This window comes from Sphingobium sp. Z007, assembly GCF_900013425.1.
Taxonomy (GTDB): Bacteria; Pseudomonadota; Alphaproteobacteria; order Sphingomonadales; family Sphingomonadaceae; genus Sphingobium.
In genome coordinates, this window is the sequence record NZ_FBXK01000005.1 from 2,098,496 (window position 1) to 2,116,365 (window position 17,870).

17 protein-coding genes are annotated in these 17,870 nt (G+C 60.5%); 6 read left to right on the forward strand and 11 right to left on the reverse strand.

Annotated elements, in window-relative coordinates:
- Positions 1-2 precede the first annotated feature (2 nt).
- Both CEQ44_RS18165 and CEQ44_RS18170 read right to left on the reverse strand, forming a co-directional pair.
- Positions 3-2,321, reverse strand: coding sequence for an alpha-2,3-sialyltransferase (locus CEQ44_RS18165; protein WP_088183230.1), 2,319 nt, complete (start codon positions 2,319-2,321; stop codon positions 3-5).
- Positions 2,322-2,540: 219 nt separating this feature from the next.
- Complete coding sequence (locus CEQ44_RS18170) at positions 2,541-3,815, reverse strand: polysaccharide pyruvyl transferase family protein (RefSeq protein ID WP_088183231.1); 1,275 nt, start codon at positions 3,813-3,815, stop codon at positions 2,541-2,543.
- Positions 3,816-3,993: 178 nt separating this feature from the next.
- On the opposite strand from CEQ44_RS18170, the gene CEQ44_RS18175 reads away from it, so the two are divergent.
- Positions 3,994-5,058: a mannose-1-phosphate guanylyltransferase/mannose-6-phosphate isomerase gene (locus CEQ44_RS18175; protein WP_088183232.1), complete on the forward strand. Its 1,065-nt coding sequence runs from the start codon at positions 3,994-3,996 to the stop codon at positions 5,056-5,058.
- 16 nt (positions 5,059-5,074) lie between these two features.
- Here CEQ44_RS18175 and CEQ44_RS18180 read toward each other — a convergent pair whose 3' ends face one another.
- The 9 genes from CEQ44_RS18180 to thiS all read right to left on the reverse strand — a co-directional run bounded on the left by CEQ44_RS18180 (position 5,075) and on the right by thiS (position 14,109).
- Positions 5,075-5,878 carry a class I mannose-6-phosphate isomerase gene (locus tag CEQ44_RS18180; protein ID WP_088183233.1) on the reverse strand — a complete coding sequence of 268 codons (804 nt, stop codon included), beginning with the start codon at positions 5,876-5,878 and terminating at the stop codon, positions 5,075-5,077.
- Between the two features lie 106 nt (positions 5,879-5,984).
- Positions 5,985-7,262: a capsule biosynthesis protein gene (locus tag CEQ44_RS18185; RefSeq protein WP_088183234.1), complete on the reverse strand. Its 1,278-nt coding sequence runs from the start codon at positions 7,260-7,262 to the stop codon at positions 5,985-5,987.
- Positions 7,255-8,916 carry a beta-3-deoxy-D-manno-oct-2-ulosonic acid transferase gene (locus tag CEQ44_RS18190; RefSeq protein ID WP_254913641.1) on the reverse strand — a complete coding sequence of 554 codons (1,662 nt, stop codon included), beginning with the start codon at positions 8,914-8,916 and terminating at the stop codon, positions 7,255-7,257. Before CEQ44_RS18190 ends, CEQ44_RS18185 begins: the two co-directional genes overlap by 8 nt.
- Before the next feature lie 90 nt (positions 8,917-9,006).
- On the reverse strand, positions 9,007-10,302 hold the full coding sequence (locus tag CEQ44_RS18195; protein ID WP_088183235.1) for a glycosyltransferase family 1 protein: 1,296 nt from the start codon (positions 10,300-10,302) through the stop codon (positions 9,007-9,009).
- A 49-nt stretch (positions 10,303-10,351) separates the two neighbouring features.
- Positions 10,352-10,792: an HIT family protein gene (locus CEQ44_RS18200; protein ID WP_088183236.1), complete on the reverse strand. Its 441-nt coding sequence runs from the start codon at positions 10,790-10,792 to the stop codon at positions 10,352-10,354.
- 11 nt (positions 10,793-10,803) lie between these two features.
- Positions 10,804-11,439 carry a CoA transferase subunit B gene (locus CEQ44_RS18205; RefSeq protein WP_088183237.1) on the reverse strand — a complete coding sequence of 212 codons (636 nt, stop codon included), beginning with the start codon at positions 11,437-11,439 and terminating at the stop codon, positions 10,804-10,806.
- Between the two features lie 2 nt (positions 11,440-11,441).
- Entirely contained in the window at positions 11,442-12,317 is an 876-nt protein-coding gene (locus tag CEQ44_RS18210) for a 5'-nucleotidase, lipoprotein e(P4) family (protein WP_088183238.1), read from the reverse strand.
- The gene (locus CEQ44_RS18215) at positions 12,317-13,027 is read right to left on the reverse strand and encodes a CoA transferase subunit A (RefSeq protein WP_088183239.1); all 711 of its coding nucleotides are present in this window, start codon (positions 13,025-13,027) and stop codon (positions 12,317-12,319) included. The genes CEQ44_RS18210 and CEQ44_RS18215 overlap by 1 nt, the downstream gene beginning before the upstream one ends.
- Before the next feature lie 80 nt (positions 13,028-13,107).
- Complete coding sequence (thiS, locus tag CEQ44_RS18220; protein ID WP_088183240.1) at positions 13,108-14,109, reverse strand: sulfur carrier protein ThiS; 1,002 nt, start codon at positions 14,107-14,109, stop codon at positions 13,108-13,110.
- A 115-nt stretch (positions 14,110-14,224) separates the two neighbouring features.
- Here thiS and aroQ point away from each other — a divergent pair, with 115 nt between their 5' ends.
- The 5 genes from aroQ (at position 14,225) to CEQ44_RS18245 (ending at position 17,870) form a co-directional block, all read left to right on the forward strand.
- A complete protein-coding gene (aroQ, locus tag CEQ44_RS18225; protein ID WP_088183241.1) occupies positions 14,225-14,665 on the forward strand; it encodes a type II 3-dehydroquinate dehydratase in 441 nt (146 codons plus the stop codon).
- Positions 14,666-14,757: 92 nt separating this feature from the next.
- Entirely contained in the window at positions 14,758-15,249 is a 492-nt protein-coding gene (accB, locus tag CEQ44_RS18230; RefSeq protein ID WP_088183242.1) for an acetyl-CoA carboxylase biotin carboxyl carrier protein, read from the forward strand.
- A gap of 13 nt (positions 15,250-15,262) precedes the next feature.
- Positions 15,263-16,615, forward strand: a complete 1,353-nt coding sequence (accC, locus tag CEQ44_RS18235; protein WP_088183243.1) for an acetyl-CoA carboxylase biotin carboxylase subunit — start codon at positions 15,263-15,265, stop codon at positions 16,613-16,615.
- Positions 16,612-16,956: an arsenate reductase family protein gene (locus tag CEQ44_RS18240; protein WP_088183244.1), complete on the forward strand. Its 345-nt coding sequence runs from the start codon at positions 16,612-16,614 to the stop codon at positions 16,954-16,956. Before accC ends, CEQ44_RS18240 begins: the two co-directional genes overlap by 4 nt.
- A 161-nt stretch (positions 16,957-17,117) precedes the next feature.
- A complete protein-coding gene (locus tag CEQ44_RS18245; RefSeq protein WP_088183245.1) occupies positions 17,118-17,870 on the forward strand; it encodes a ParA family protein in 753 nt (250 codons plus the stop codon).

Here is a 17,870-nt window from a genome sequence, read left to right on the forward strand (position 1 = left end):
CATCAGCCGTGAGACAGATCGTCCCCTAACCGATTGAGCGTGTCCTTCACCCATCGGGCCTGCTTGTCAGCTTCGATGCTTCCGCCTTCAGCCAACCAAGCGAAATCCTGGTAGTAAATTGCGCTGACTACGCCCGTGCGTCTTACCCAATATCGCAACCAGCTAAGCATGTGCAGAGCTTCTGGTATTTCATCAGAACTCCGGCCCAGAACATGCGTCAGCGACGATGAATGGAAAAGACGGGACGCATAGATTTCCGCTGCGTCAGGCGCTGACCTATACTCCCAAATCTTGTCGACGAACTTCACGGCGACCGGCGTGCCGCCATGCGCCTCGATCGTTTCGGCATCCGACATCGTAAAGATTCGTGCGCCATGAAGAGCCGTGTCCGGCTGCACTTCGAACTTCCCAGCACAGCCGATGAAATCGACCCCTGCCAAATGCTCCGGCTCCATTTTGGCGATCTGCCGCAAAAGCGAAGACCCACCTATGATGACACGCGCGCCGAAGCTCGGCTGGTTGGCGGCCAACGCATTATCCAAGCCTTCGCCGATCTGGCTGATGACCGACCCGAATAAATTTACCCGATTGCTATGCCCCTCGGCCGTTTCCTTATATTCGAGAACCTTCGCTTCGAGCGACTTGAGCTTACCTTCATACACCTCCTTCAGACGGATTGTGATTTTCCGCTCGCGTTTGTCCAGTTCCTCTGCGGCGATAGTCTCCAGAGTGGCGCCAGTCGACAAAGGCGCACTTCGGAAAACCTGAATGAGATCGAGCTTGCGCTCCTCAGGCAAATGGCTGAACCAGATGCGCTCTAAGTCTTTATGCTCTGCGTTGCGCCTCTTCCCCAAATGGTGCCAAGGCTTGATACCCACATAGTGAAGTATCTTGATATCCTGGACGTCAAAAAGAGACGGCAAATCCAGCTGGATACGCTTCAGCGTATTATATTTCCGATCGAGCGCAACCCAGTCAGAGAAAAACTCGTTAAGGAGCCCCTGATCGCCGCCATCGAATGAGGTCACATTACCCGCAGCATCCAGCAAATCGGCCAGCAACTGCCCGCTGGGTTCACAATAGAACACGCCACTGTTAAAATGCCTTGCGTTGGCCTCTTGACCATAATCGGGTGCCGCGTGGAAGCCGTCCAGTTCAAACAGCTCATCAATAGGCTGCATGACAATCGTATCGGCATCAAGGAAAACGGCTTTATCAAGAAATTTGAGACCGAATACATTCAGCTTATTATACGTATCGGCAAAACGCTGACTGACGCTATTGAGCAGATTTGGATTATTGACCTCATCCACACTCAAAATTGCGGTATTGGGGCCGAGATCGAATGGAAATTCAATACCGGCGCGCTTCATGACGATAAGCGGCACATCGCTGTGCTTAGCGAGCGAGTTGGCAAGAGCGGCCACGCCAAATGCGAAGTCCTCAGTCGCATAGGTGACATAGGCGCAACGCTTTGCTTCGCCATTTATGGTCTTTGTCGCATAATATCGTTCGCCCACCTGCCCGCTCTCGATCGCGGCCTGCCCCTTGGGCCTAGGCCATTCGGTGGTGAAATTTTCAAGAGCCTGCGGAACCGGATAAATACGGCGCAAAGGGCCTTCAGGGCTGTGATTGGTAATCTTCGCATCTTTGAACGTCGCGTTGACAACTTCCAGCGCGCGCAAATCCGTGGTCAGAGAATGCTTATCTTCGTATCCCGGCCGTAAATCCTTCTCGAAGAAGTTTTTGGCGATCTCAGGGGGAATATTATAAGCATATCGTGCTTCCTTGCTGACGTACATGTCCATGCCGATAAGATGGACATCGCGCGCGCCAAGGATAAGGGCGGTCGCAAGCATCTGCACGCCTTGCGTGGGGAGGGGCCGGGACATTAAAAGTCGCGCAATATTTGGCACTGACGACATGATTTGCCAGTGATCAAACTGGGGCTGGAACACGTCCGAATATGTCTTCGTTACGTCGGCGCCGTCCTCCGGCACCAGGAACGGACACATAAAGAGGCCATAGTCATAATCATGGGCAACGACTGACTTTCGCAGTTCAGCGTGCAGGCCTTTATTATTGACCGACCAAAAATAAGCATCGACTTTCCGTCCGAATTGATACTCCTCCTCAAGGAAGAACCAATTGCAGCGGAAGACATAAGCGTCTTGAGGAATTTGCCGGTAATCTACTGTCCGGCAACTTGGACCATTCCCAACGATGAGGACCGGCCTTTGACCGATGTCCGGCAAAAGTCCTTGAAGCCTCTCAACAGTACGCGCGATCTGGATGCTCGGCAATTTAGCACCTATAGCCATACGCTATTTTCCCCCAACAATGCTGGGGCGTTGATAGGGGAGAGCGCCCGCACAGGCAAGGGCCGAAGCGGTGCATGGAAGCTTAAACTCGTTGAAGAACCGTCTATTATCTACAAGCCGCCGAACATCTCGCATGTGCGAGAAACCAGGCCATTCGAAAGCATCAAAATAGCCGTACGCCACACTGGCCAACCCCGCCTTGAAGCGACCGCACGAATCCTATGGCGAACCCAAAACCGCGACTAATCTTGGAACCCAGGCGCTGGAGGCTTCCGCAAGCGATTCGGCCTCGGCGCGATAACGCGCCCGGAGGGCATCGCCTCCATCACGAATAGCGTTGATAGCGGCCAGAATTTCCTGCCGCTGCTCTTGGAACCTATGGAAGGAAAAGAACGGAGTGTCCACCTTCAACATTGCGCGAAGCGCCTGTGTCTTGGGGAAATTCGCTTCTCCCAGAATCAGCGGTGTTCCCACGCATGCCGCCAGAATAGAAGCATGAAAACGGCCAGACAGGAGGCAACTGGCGCTGGACAAATAGTTGAGCAAAGCGTCGGTCCCGGTCGATGCCGAGATCATGGGCAGCGACAAATCCGTTGCAAGGGAGGACAGCAACCGCTCATCAGCTTGGTCTGCCGCAAAAAGGACCACAGGATGCCCGTCCCCGATAAGATCAACTACCAATTGGCGAAGCGCATGATAGCCGGTGAACGCGGGCCGATCTTTACGAAAGATTGCCGAAGTTCCACTGATCAACACTGCACCGAGCGGGATCGGCCCCGCTAGCAGTTCGTTAGGATAAATGCCTTCTATCATACGGGCTTGGCGCTGGGGTAAAGGCTTCATGGCATATTGAAACGCAGCATCAGGCGCGAATATGGGGGACCGGGAGGGCCAACGGCCCAACGCCGATTCGAAAGAGGCATGTTCCCTGAAAGCGATGACGTCAGCCTCACCAAAGAGCGCATCGCAATATAATCCCATTTCAGGGTCGGTGAACGACACGCTGGTGTTGACGACCGCCACCCGCTTCGCAAAATGTCGTTTGGCGATAATCCCGAGGATAGCAGTAAAAATGCCTTTTTTCTGCTGATCGTAGAAGCTACCCTCCCCATTGATAATGATAGCGTCCGCCTTCCTTATTGCTGCAGCAAGAAATTCTTGAAATGCAGCATGGGCGAGCACCTGGGCGACCATTTCGTCCAGTTTCCCCGGAATGAATGGCACCTCATTGGAGAGCGCCTGGATTTCCGCAAGAGTAACACTGGCCGCCACATTTAGGCCTCCGGCAGCCATGTAATTGATCAATGCATTACTGGTCGCTCTACAGCCCACGTTGTTTTGGGTACGGGTGTCATTAATTAGCAATACGCCGCCTGAAATGCTTGGCTGCTGCGCCATCACTCTTGCACGATAGCGCAAATGGTTGATACCAAATTGCCTGAATGTGAGCAATTCTGTGTGATCAATGCGATGATCATGCGCGTTTTCTATCATATCCTAGTCCCATAGCATGATTTATTCCCTCAGCAACAAGGGCGAGTAAATGCTCCACGGTCAAAACGGCATTAATTCGCTACGCACAGTCACTTCGACATCGGTTGCCCGACACTATTGAATTTAACGGCCGAGTTTTCTATCGCCGGTAAGCGTTTCGGATATAGGTGATATTTTCATGCTCATACACCCGGTGATATTGTCAGGCGGTTCGGGGACGCGCCTCTGGCCGGTGTCGCGGCCCGACCTGCCCAAGCAGTTTATCGCCTTGGTGACGCAGCAGACATTGCTTCAGGAAACGATCCTCCGCGCTGCGGGACAGCAACGCTTTGCCGCCCCGATTTTCGTGACCAATGCTCGTTATGGCGCGCTTATCAAAAGCCAGTCAGATGCTATCGCACAGAAGCCAGCGGCGATATTGCTGGAACCGCGGGGAAGGAACACGGCCGCCGCGATCGCGATTGCCGCGCACTGGATCACTGACCGCCAAGGGGACGACCTCATGCTCGTCATGCCGTCTGACCACCAGATCAAAGATTTGCCCGCCTTTCATCAGGCGATTGAAAGGGCAATGCCCGCGGCGATGGCTGGCCGGCTGGTGACATTCGGGATCGAACCGCATCGGCCGGAAACGGGATATGGCTATATTGAATGTGGCGCAGGTCTCGTCGATGCTGAAGGGGTATTTTCGGTTTCCCGTTTTGCGGAAAAACCGGACGCTGAGTTGGCGGCGACCTATCTTGCTAGTGGGCGACACCTGTGGAACGCGGGCATTTTCCTTTTCAAGGCATCCGCCTATCTTGCAGAACTCGGCGCCCACGCGCCTGGGGTGGCCCGACATTGCGCGGCGGCGATGCAAGCCGCGACGTTTGATGGTTCGTTCGCAACGCCGCAGGTCGAGCAGTTTGAACAGTGCCCCGATATCTCGATAGATTATGCTGTCATGGAAAAGACCGAGAGGGCAGCGGTCGTTCCGGTTGCCATGGGCTGGTCCGATATCGGTTCATGGGAAGCGCTTTGGGAAGTGCAACAACGCGACGAAAATGACAATGCGCACACTGGTGCTGTCACATCCATCGATAGCCATGGCAACCTGATTTATGTCGATGGCGGCCCCCCAGTAGCCACCGCCGGCCTGAAGGACATGATCGTGGTATCGACCGCGGACGGCGTCCTCATCATCCCGCGTCAACGGTCCCAGGACGTTAAGCTATTGGCGCAGACGATAAAATCGGGGGATTGATCGCGCCCAATCGCGATCAAACTGTAGCGACCAGGGCCGCACAGTCCTCCAATAATTCCATATCCGGCTCACCGGACAGCAACCAGCATTCTCCGGCTGAAAACGCCTGGCCGTCGACGAGCCCAGATCCGCTAAGCGGCAAAAACCAAAAAAGTGCCGCCTGAGGCCAATGTGGCTCCTCTCCTACTATGAACAGCCGCTTGAACACCGTAAACGGGGCGCCACTGACATTGAACAGGCTTTTGTCGGCATCTATCCCGGCATGTGTGGATGGACCCTCATATGTACCGAGCCGGCTAACCGCAGCGCCTGCCTCGACATGCAGTTCGCGTGGTCTGCCATAGTCAAACAGCCGATAAGTGATGTCGGAATTCTGCTGGATTTCCGCCAATATGATGCCTGCGCCGATCGCATGCACGGTACCGGCCGGGATGAAGAAGAAATCGCCCTGCTTTACCGACTGCCAATGCATCAGATCGACAATCGACCCGTCACTAATAGAGGCCCGAAAATCCGCCTCCGAAATCGGCGCCTTGAAACCTATGCCAATCACGGCATCCGGCACGCAATCCAGGATATACCAACATTCGCTCTTGCCTTGCGCTTGGCCTATGGCACGCGCCTGCTCATCGTTGGGATGTACCTGGATAGACAAGCGCTCAGTCGTAAAAATATACTTTACGAGCAAAGGAAGTCCGCGATCCGGCATCTCTTGAAACCAGATTTCTCCGATCCGACCGCCGCAACGCGCATCGAACGCAGGCGGAATATGTTCCGACCCCCATGGCTTGCTGACATAATGTCGATGCAGCTTCGGCATTTACGCTCCATTAGCAAAGGACTATTTTAGAAGGGCATATGAACCTCTCCTATCCAACAAACGCCCTATGTTCGCACATCTTCGCGCGTACGACTATAAGGAGATGTCAGCGTACGGCATAGCTTGCCGGCATACGTCCTATCGCGTGATGCGCCACTCCCGGTACCTCCTTCGCCTGCCTGCACTCGATTAAACGACGCACCGCATTATCAACGAGCAGTGCCAGCCCTTCTTCGCTCAGCAATCCGCCGTGGATCAGGCAACGATCCATCAGCACGCGTCGGAATGCGGAATATAGATCGCGATCAAGTTCTCCGGGCGTCGTCCAGAAGGCGTCGAGAGGGCCGGTGTTGACGATGCCAGGCACCTTGTACACGGCGTGACCGAGCACCGTGACGGGCTTGCCCTCGTTTAGCGCCAGCGTGCCGACCGTGCTGTTGACAGTGACGACGCCCGATGCGTTACGGACGAGTTCGGCGATGTCGCCATCGTCGAGGTAGAAGACGCGGTCGCCGACGCCATATTTCGCCGCCAGCCTGCGGGTCAGCCGCGACCAGGAAACCAGGCCCGGATCGAGCGGATGCCGCTTCACCACCAGCGCGACGTCGTCGGGCGCATGGCGTGCGAAGCTTTTGAGGACGAAGCGCAACGCGGCGCGCATATCCCCAAAGGGCGAATGTATCCGAATCTGATAATCCGAATTCAGTTGCAGCGGCAGGCAGAAATAGGGTCGATCCTGTACCTTTTCCCATTCTTGCAGGGATTGCGCGGCATGGTGCTTGCCCACCAGCAGCTTGTAGGTCCAGGCGATCGACTCCATCATGAAACTATGTGGCCGATGCGTCCGGTAATAGGGGAAAAGCGGCCGCATCAATGCGGATGCCAGGCCATTGCGCATCGTGTTGCGCGCACGCACACGAAATGTCGATGGCACAGGCGGAAAGGTCACCTCCGCCTGTTGCAGCTTCCGGGCTTCATCCAGATACCATTGCGGATCGAGCGGCAGGGTCGAATTGCCGTTCACGCCATCATCCTGCAACGTCAGGAAGTCTGGACGGATATAGCCTTCCTCCACCACATGCACCCGCACGGATCGCAATCTGGCCATACCATGTGCAGAGGCGTGATAGGGTCGGCAGTCGCCATAGAGGATCAGGTCGGTAACGCCATGGTTCACGACGAAATCGTCGAAAAACAACGGCCAGTTGCGAAACGTGCCTCTGTAATCGCTCGCTTCACCGGGCCAGTCGATCTTGTCGCCGCCATTGATATTGATCCGCAACGCGACATGCCCGCGCTTGCGCAGCGCATCGGCCAGCATAGCGAAATAGGGGCCATGCGGGCCTTGCAGGAACAGAAACGTCCGTGTCGAAGCGTCAGTCATGAAAAAACTCGGCGCACAAAGTCATAAATCTTCGTAGCTTTCCCTGTGCTGCTCGTGCCCTGATAAGCCAGGTGAGGTTCGGTGTCGATGCACTTGCCATGCGATCCACCATCAGTTCCGGGCCGCAAGGCAAACGCGTTACCGGATCAATATAACGCGGGTAGAGAATGAGCGTGCCAGCGACCAGTTGATCCACGGTCAGCCGACGTCCCCGGCGGCCCGTAGGTTCGGCAAGATCGCGGGTCAGGCCCCAACCGGCGTAGAAGGGCATGCCATGGACGGTCACGGACTGTCCGCGCACCAGCGCCTCGAATCCGGTCAACGACGACAGCACATGGACGTCATCGACCGCCTGCACCATCGCCATCAAAGGCGCCCCGCTATCGATCGCGTCGGCATGGCTGAGGATCGCGGCCTCGCTCAGATGACCGCGGCGATGCCCGGCCTGGACGTCGGGATGGGGACGGTAGATGATCCACGCATCAGGCTCGCTGCGGCGCACGCGGGACAGAAAGTCCAGATTGCCCTCCACCCCTGCCCCGCCCAGGCGCACGGACATATCGTCATCCACTTGGCCCACCGCCAGCACGGTGCGACGACCGGCCGGCAGATCGATCATCCGGCCGCCTTCGATCCCATATTTGGTGACGCCGGCATCGCTGATGGCGGCGCGCAGACGCTGCGCCCGCTCGACCAGCGCCGGCGGAAACGGATGAGTCGCCAGCACATGCTCCAAATCGCTGGGCGCGCAGGCGTTATAGTAGATGCCGGCATGATCGATCACCACCGAACTGGGCGGATGCAAACCAGCGCCCAGCCCGTTGGACCGCAGAAATCCGTCTTCCACCCGACAGATCGGCACGTGCATCCGTTCAGCGTCGCGCGTTGTCGAGGGCGGGACTCGTGAAGGCCATATCGCCAGCGCCCGCCCGGTTTCCCGGGCGCTGTGCACCCCTTTGTCGGGCGGAAGGAAAGGTGGCGCGCGCAAACCGTCCCACAGAAACTGACGCATCATGTCTCGTTTCCAAAAGGCCATGCCGCTGGCGGCGGCGATGCCGCGATTGCCGTCGAGATGACGGCGCCATTCGCCCAGCCGCTCGATGGCCTGCGCGACCGGCACGTCCTTATCTGTGAAACAGTCGCGATAGCGCGCCATCCCGATACGCGCACGCGCTGCATGACGTAACTGTTCGGTCGGCACCGCCCGCCCCTGCCCGTCGAACACCGCAACGCCCAGCAGGCCGGCGACGATAGCCAGTTCGTCATCAACGTCGGCATGGACCGCATCAGCGCCCGCAATCAGATGCCAGGGATCGACCGGGTCGCGCAATCGGCGTCCCTGCACCATGGACGGCCTATCGCCGACGATGCCGATGCGGTCCGAATCGACCCCGCTCAACCGTTCTGCCGAGACGGTGACGCCCGCACGCACGACGATGGCGACATGTTCCGGCCGATCGCCCCAGAAGGCGCCACCCACTCGCGCATCCGCAACCGCGTCCAATATGCTGTCGCCAACCGGCGCGCCTTCCGCAGCGACGCTCACAGCCGCAATCGACGCCGTGACACCGGGAAAGGGGGGCGAACGCAGGAACAAGGGATGGGTCAGCGGTCTATGCATGGGCAGGCTCGCCACGCCAGCGCCAGAGATCATGTTCTGGCTCGATCAACTTGCCCTCACTCGGCGCAAACGGCCGGTCTTTCAATCGGTTCTCCACATCCATGCGGGCTGTATCAGCGAGCGTCAAGAAACTTGCGCTGTCACGTCTTCCAACAGGTCGGTCACGATGTCGAAATAATCGCGCCAGGTCGGGGCGCGCCAGTGGGCGAGCCGCGCGATCTGCGCCGCGCGATTGGGCGCATCGGGCTGGCTATAGGCCTCGATCGCACGTAGCCAGCCAAGGCCGTCGAGCGGATCGAGATAATCCGGCGCGTCGCCCCCGACCTCGCGATGCGCCGTGATGTCACTACAGATAACCGGCACGCCCGCCGCCAAAGCCTCGACCACCGGCATGCCGAAGCCTTCGGCGAAAGATGGCATCAACATGGCGCGGGCGTTGGCGACCAGCGCCTGCATGCGATTGTCCGACACTTCGCCCGCCTCGATCACATGGCCGCGCAGCGCCTCGGCCCGCTCCAGCATGTCGATGACATTCTCATTTTCCCAGCCGCGCCGCCCGATCAGCACCAGCACCGGCGCGCCGTCGCCCAGCCGTTCCACCATGCGCCGCCACAGGTTGAGCAGCAGCAGGTGGTTCTTCCGCGGCTCGATGGTCGAGATATAGACGAAATAGGGCCGTTCCGGCAACGCCTCGCCCTTGGCGCCGAAAATATCGGGCGCGTCGGCCCCGAAATGCGCCACCCGGATCGCCCGTCCGCTCAGGCCGTGGCGCATATGGGGTGCCAGCGCATCGATGGTCGCCTGGCTGTTGCCGATGATGCCGCTGGCGAAGCTGTCGATCGTGCGCACCCGGCGGCGATGTTCATCCGCGCCCTGCGGCCGGGCATATTCGGGATGGCTGAGCGGAATGACGTCATGGACCAGGGTAATGAACTTCGCGCCTTCCGCCCGCAGGATCGCGCCGACCTGGGCATGATCGTCCAGATGATGCGGCGACACCTGCAGATAGACGCGCGGCCGCGTCGCGCGCGGCACCGGCCTGGGCCGGGTGGCGAACAAATGGCGGATGACCGCGGCCTTGTTCTCGCCAGCATCGGCCGAGCCGGCATTACGCCATTTGGCCGCCGTAAAGGCCAGGAACTGACGCACGGCGGCGTTGTCCAGCCGGCCATAATAGCCCCCGGCAGGATGCACCGCGGAAAAAGCGAGGCGATCGGGCATCCGCTCCAGCAGCTCGCGCGCATAGACATATTCCACCCGGTCGATGCCTGTCGGCGCAGGATGGAAGGAACGGGACAGCAGCCGCGAAATGTCGAGCACCACTTCGCTTTCCCCGCGCCCGCCCTGGAACAGCTGGCTGGCGCGCTTGGAGCGCAGCGCCAGGCGCGCGCCGGGCGCGTTGAAGGGACGCAGCACCATCAGTGCGCGCCCTGCGTGAACAGGGGCCGAGCGGCGAAACAGGCGCGCATCAGAATTGGGCGCGAATCTCGTCGGCCAGCGCAGCAAGCTCTGCCGCGTCTGCGAACTGGCCCTGCCCATGGGCACCGAACCCGATCGGCCCGCCTGCCCAGCGCGGCACGATATGGACGTGGAGGTGGAACACGGTTTGCCCCGCCGGTGCGCCGTTGAACTGGGCGACATGGATGCCGTCGGGAGCCAACGCCTTGCGCGTGGCGGTGGCGACTGTCTTGACCGTCGCCATCACCTCCGCCAGCGCCTCATCCTCTATCTCCAGGATGTTGCGCGCCCTGGACCATTTGGAAATGACCAGGCTATGCCCCTTCGACTGCGGCTGGATATCGAGGAAGGCGAGCGTGTGCGCATCCTCATATAATTTGACCGACGGAATCTTGCCCGCAAGGATCAGGGCGAAGGGGTTATTGTCGTCGTAGGTGCCGTCAAGGCTCATCCTGGCCGTCCTCAGCTCACATAATGTGCGCTGGTCTTAGCCGCGATATCTTCCGCCGTCACGCCCGGCGCCAATTCGACCAGCTTGAACGGGCTGTCATGGTCGGGGCGCTGGAACACGCACAGGTCGGTGACGATCATATCGACTACATTCTTGCCGGTCAGCGGCAGGGTGCAGGCCGGGATGAACTTGGGATCGCCATTTTTGGACGTATGCTCCATCACCACGATGATCTTCTTGACGCCCGCGACCAGGTCCATCGCGCCGCCCATGCCCTTGATCATCTTGCCGGGAATCATCCAGTTGGCGATGTCGCCATTCTCCGCGACTTCCATCGCGCCCAAAACGGTCAGGTCGATATGCCCGCCACGGATCATGGCGAAGCTGTCGGCCGAACTGAAATAGGCGGTCTGCGGCAATTCGCTGATGGTCTGCTTGCCCGCGTTGATCAGGTCGGCGTCCTCCTCCCCCTCGAACGGGAAAGGCCCGATGCCCAACATGCCATTTTCCGACTGCAACGTCACTTCCACCCCGGCCGGGATGTGGTTGGCGACCAGCGTCGGAATACCGATGCCCAGATTGACGTAAAAACCGTCCTGCAATTCCTTCGCCGCCCGCGCGGCCATCTCGTCACGAGTCCAGGGCATCTTTACTTCTCCCCTTGGGCGGGCGGCGCCCACCTCTTGTCCATCGGAAACACATCGTCAAACCCGCCCTTGAGGCCGCTGCCATAGACAGGGTTGGGCAGCACGAACCAGCCATGGCCCCACAGGCCTGCGACCGGCGGTTGCAGCGTCGCGGCGCGGCGGGCGGCCACACCCTGGCCGGCGTTGAACAGATCGGAAAAATCGCCGAGTTGGTCGCCGCCCATCGCGATGACGCAAAAGCGCGCCGCGATCGTCGCGCGGCGGCCATCCTTGCGCGATCCCATCGCATCGTCGCCGCGCAGATACAGCGTCTGGCCATGCACGGCATCACCCAGGCCCGCGGCCTTGATCGCGCGCACAGTCGCATCGGCGTTGGCGGCCGACCGGTTGGTGTTAAAGATCACGGTTACGCCCAAGCCGCGCAGCGCCGCCAGCCCCCGGTCAGCGCCCGGCACTGGCCCGACAGCGCCCTCGCCCGTCTTCTCCCATGCGTCCCAGGCGGCGGCGTCAAAGCCTCGGCCGGTCTTGGCATCATGATATTCATAACCGGTGTTGAGCATCACCGTCTCATCCACGTCGAACACCGCGGCCAAGGGCTTGTCGCCACAGGGCACGAAGCGCGGCGCGGCAAGGCTCGCCCCATCGGCCAGCACGACGCTGTCCGCCGGGCGCGCCTTCACCCTGACCGACACATAGGTCAGCAGCGCATTCCAGGCCTGCGCCGAAATCGCCGCCCCCTCACCCGACCCGTAGAGATATTGCATCCCGGCCGGCGGATTGGCTGGCGGCGGGACAGGAACGAGCGAATTATAGGCAGGCGCGCAAGCGGCCAACGGTGCCAGCAGCAGCCCCCAACCCAAGCGCTTCGTCAGCGACATCAGGCCGCTTCCCGCGTCCGCACCGTCCGAAATTCGATCTTTTTATCGTAAGGCGCACCCACGATCATGCGCTTCACATAAATGCCGGGCAGATGGATCGCGTCGGGGTCCAAGCTGCCGGTCGGCACCACTTCCTCGACTTCGGCGATGCAGATTTTCGCCGCGGTCGCCATCGGCTGGTTGAAATTGCGCGCCGTCTTGCGAAAAATCAGGTTGCCGCTCTCATCGGCCTTCCAGCCCTTGATGATTGCGACGTCGGCGAAGATGCCGCGCTCCAGGATATAATCCTGCCCGTCGAAATTCTTCACTTCCTTGCCCTCGGCCACCTGCGTGCCGACGCCGGTCTTGGTATAGAAGCCGGGGATGCCCGCCCCGCCTGCGCGGCAGCGTTCGGCCAGTGTCCCCTGCGGGCAGAACTCCACCTCCAATTCGCCCGCCAGATATTGCCGCTCGAACTCCTTATTCTCGCCGACATAGGAGGAGATCATCTTCCTGACCTGGCGCGTGCGCAGCAATTTGCCCAGCCCCTCGCCATCGATCCCGGCATTGTTGGACGCGATGGTCAGATCCTTGACCCCCGAATCGCGGATCGCATCGATCAACCGTTCGGGGATGCCGCACAGGCCAAAGCCGCCCGCACACAGATGCATCCCGTCGAACAGCAATCCTTCCAGCGCCGCAGCGGCATCGGGGTAGAGCTTCCTGGCCATAGCATTCCTCCTCCAACTTGACCACGCCCATAAGCACAAGCATCGGACCGGTCAATTTGCCGCGAATGCGGAAAGTGCCGTCAGATCAGCCCCGCCAGCGGGCTGGACGGGTCGGCATACATACGCCGGCCCATGCGCCCCGCGCGATAGGCCATGCGGCCGGCCTCGACCCCCGCCTTCATCGCGGCGGCCATCAGCACCGGATCTTTCGCCTCGGCAATGGCGGTGTTCATCAATACGCCGGTGCAGCCCAGCTCCATCGCCTGCGCCGCTTCCGACGCGGTGCCCACGCCCGCATCGACCAGCACGGGCAGCCTGGTGCCTTCCACGATCAGGCGGATCGTCACCCGGTTCTGGATGCCCAGGCCCGACCCGATCGGCGCGCCCAGCGGCATGATCGCCACCGCGCCGACATCCTCCAGCCGCTTGGCCGCGATCGGATCGTCCACGCAATAGACCATCGGCTTGAAGCCTTCCTTGGCCAATATCTCCGTCGCGCGCAGCGTTTCGACCATATCGGGATACAGCGTGCGCGCCTCGCCCAGCACTTCCAGCTTCACCAATTCCCAGCCGCCCGCCTCGCGCGCCAGGCGCAACGTGCGAATCGCATCCTCGCCGGTGAAACAGCCCGCCGTATTAGGCAGGTAAGTAATAACCTTGGGATCAATATAGTCGGTCAGCATCGGCGCCTTGGGGTCTGACACATTGACCCGGCGCACCGCCACCGTGACGATCTCCGCGCCCGATGCCGCCACCGCCGCCGCATTTTGTTCGAAGCTCTTATATTTGCCGGTGCCCACGATCAGGCGCGACCGGAACGTCTTGCCCGCCACGGTCCAGCTGTCGTCCGCTTGGCAAGATACATCCCCGCCACCCACAAAATGCACGATCTCCAGCTCGTCGCCATCCTCGACCATGACCTGCGCCAGGGTCGATCGCGGCACGACCTCCAGATTGCGCTCCACCGCCACCTTTTCGGGCACGAAGCCCAATTCGCTCGCCAACTGCGCAAGGGTCAGCCCATCGCGGATGCGGCGATGCTCGCCATTGATATGGATGGAGATGGTGCCGTCTGTGCTCATAATGGCTTTTCCGAACATGCGAAGATATCTCGACTAAGCGAGACACGAAGGGCTAAGGATCGTGCCGCATATAGGGGCGGCCTTGCCCCGGCCGCAACATGCAAGGGGGATCGCCATGGCCGACATGCGTAAAATCTATGTGCTGAACGGACCTAATCTGAACATGCTGGGCACGCGCGAGCCGGAAATTTACGGCTATGACACGCTGGACGACATCGCCGAGCGGATGGACGACGCCGCCACCCGCGCCCATGTGCAAATTGATTTTCGCCAGTCCAATCATGAAGGCCATCTGATCGATTGGTTGCAGGAAGCCCATGCAGAAGGCGCCCACGCCGTCCTCCTCAATCCGGGCGGCCTCACCCACACGTCGGTCGCCCTGCATGATGCGATCAAGGGCATCACCGTGCCGGTCATCGAAATCCATCTGTCGAACCCGCACAAGCGCGAAGCCTTCCGTCATAAAAGCTATGTCGGCATGGCGGCGAAGGGCACGATCGCGGGCTTTGGCCCCATGTCCTATATGCTGGCGCTGGAAGCTGCGCTGGAGCTGTAGGTGCGCGCATTTGGGCGCACAAAAGTTGCGCTTGAACGTAAATGCGCATAGGCGCGGGGCCAGAAACGACATTCACCGTTCGGGAACATCAAATGAACGACAAGCATGAAAAGGGCGCAATGCAGGTGGACGTACAGTTGGTGCGCGATCTCGCTGCGCTGCTCGACGACACCAACCTGACCGAGATCGAAGTCGAAGACGGCGACCGCAAGATCCGCGTCGCGCGCAAGGCCGCGGCCAACGCCGCGCCTGTCTATGCCGCCGCGCCTGCGCCTGCCGCCGCTGCGCCCGCCGCAGCGCCTGCACCGGTCGCTGCCGCCACCACCCCTGCCGAAGCGTCGCTGCCCGCCGGCACGCTGGTCAAATCACCGATCGTCGGCACCGCCTATCTGTCCGCCGAACCAGGCTCCGCCCCCTTCGCGCGCATCGGATCGCAGGTCGCTGCGGGCGAAACGATCCTGATCGTGGAAGCCATGAAGGTCATGAACGCGATCGCCGCGCCCGTCTCCGGCACGGTCAAGGCCGTGCTGGTCGATAATGGCCAGCCGGTCGAATATGACCAGCCGCTGATCGTCATTGAATAAGGCCGCGCGACCCATGGCCATCGAAAAGCTGCTGATCGCCAACCGGGGCGAAATCGCGCTGCGTATCCATCGCGCCTGCCACGAAATGGGCATCAAGACGGTGGCGGTCCATTCGACCGCCGACGCCGACGCCATGCATGTGCGGCTGGCCGACGAAGCGATCTGCATCGGGCCGCCCGCGGCCAAGGACAGCTATCTCAACGTCGCCGCGATCATCTCCGCCGCCGAAATCTCCGGCGCGGACGCGATCCATCCGGGCTATGGCTTCCTGTCGGAAAACGCCAAGTTCGCCGAAATCGTCGAAGCGCATGGCATCGCCTTCGTGGGGCCGAAGCCCGAACATATCCGCACCATGGGCGACAAGATCGAGGCAAAGCGCACTGCTGGCGCGCTCGGCCTGCCGCTCGTCCCCGGCTCCGACGGCGCGATCAGCGACCTGGACGAAGCCAAGGCGATCGCGGAAAAGGCCGGCTATCCGGTTATCATCAAGGCCGCGTCCGGCGGCGGCGGTCGCGGCATGAAGGTCTGCACCTCGCCCGACGATCTGGAAACGCTGATGCAGCAGGCCGGCTCGGAGGCGAAGGCCGCGTTCGGCGACGCGACCGTCTATCTCGAAAAATATCTCGGCAATCCGCGCCATATCGAAATCCAGGTGTTCGGCGACGGCAACGGCAACGCCATCCATCTGGGCGAACGCGACTGTTCGCTCCAGCGCCGCCACCAGAAGGTGCTGGAGGAAGCCCCCTCCCCGATCCTGAGCCAGGCCGATCGCGACCGCATCGGCGGCGTCTGCGCAAAAGCAATGGCCGACATGGCCTATCGCGGCGCGGGCACGATCGAATTTCTGTGGGAAGACGGTGAATTCTATTTCATCGAAATGAACACCCGGCTTCAGGTGGAACATCCCGTGACGGAGATGATAACCGGCGTCGACCTGGTGCGCGAACAGATCCGCATCGCCGAAGGCAAGCCGCTCTCGGTCACGCAGGACGAACTGCGCTTCACCGGCCACGCGATCGAATGTCGCATCAACGCCGAAGATCCCAAGACCTTCGCGCCCTCGCCGGGCACCGTCACCAGCTATCATGTGCCGGGCGGCATGCATGTCCGCGTCGATAGCGGCCTGTATCAGGGCTATAAGGTGCCGCCCTATTACGACTCCATGATCGGCAAGCTGATCGTCTATGGCCGCACCCGCGAAGGCGCGATCATGCGCCTGCGCCGCGCGCTGGAGGAATATGTGATCGAAGGGATGAAGACGACGATTCCCTTGCATCAGGCGCTGCTGCGCGACCCCGATTTCCTCGACGGCAATTACACAATCAAGTGGCTGGAGGAATGGTTGGCGCGGGAGGGCGACGCGTGAAGGCCACCATCTGGCATAATCCCAAATGCGGCACGTCGCGCAAGACGCTGGCGATCCTCGAAGAAACGCCGGGCGTCGATGTCACAGTGATCGAGTATCTCAAGATGCCCTATACCCGCGACAAGCTGGCGCAGTTGATCGCCGACGCCGGGCTGACCCCGGCCGACGCGATCCGCACCATGGGCACCGATGCGGAAGAGCGCGGTCTGCCCGCCATGGACGCCGACGCGATCCTGGACGAAATGGTCGCTAATCCCGCTTATGTGAATCGCCCGTTTGTCGAGACCGAAAAGGGTGTCCGCTTCTGCCGTCCGCAGGATAAGGTATTGGAAATACTGTAGTTATTATCAGGGATATCGTTTCTTTAGCGAAACCATCTACCTTTGCGAAAATGCCGTACTACTGTCCAACTCCTTGTCTCACAGTGCCGCGTCACGGGCGCGTAACAAAGCCATGATCTGAGCGCTTGCTTTGATGGCGGGAAGCCGTAGCTTCTCGTTCCATGGCAAAGGAACCGACATTGGCGACCATCGCCGTCTATAGTCTGAAGGGCGGCGTGGGTAAGACCACCTTCGCGATCAACCTGGCCTGGGCGTCCGCCTCCATCTCCAAGCGGCGCACCCTGCTGTGGGATCTGGACCCCCAGGCCGCATCCAGCTGGCTGCTCTCCACTGACACGGAAAGCCGCGACGCCGCGCAGGCGATTTTCAGCAAGGATGTGGACGTCCGCAAGCTGATCCAGCCCTCGACCGTGCCGGGGTTGGACCTGATCGCCGCCGACACCTCGCTGCGCAGCCTGGATCATCTTTTCCGGGAGATGGACAAGAAGAAGCGGCTGGCCAAGCTGATCGAAAGCCTGGGCCGCGACTATGACCGCATCATCCTCGACTGTCCGCCCGGCCTTACCGAAACCAGCGAGCAGGTGCTGCGCGCCGCCGACCTGATCGTTATCCCGGTCATCCCCTCCCCCCTGTCGCAGCGGGCGATGGGCGAGGTCGCCCGCTATCTGGTTCAGCGCGGGGGCAATCATGCGCCGATCCTGCCGGTCTATTCGATGGTCGATCGCCGCCGCAGCCTGCACCGTGCGGCGCTGGACAGCCAGCCGGATTGGCCCGCCATCCCGATGGCCAGCGCGATCGAGCAGATGACGGTGCGCCGCAAGCCGCTCGGCGCCTTCGCCCCGGCGTCGCAGCCCGCACAGGCCTTCGCGTCGCTCTGGACGATGGTCGAGCGGCAGTTGTTGCAGCGCGGCTAG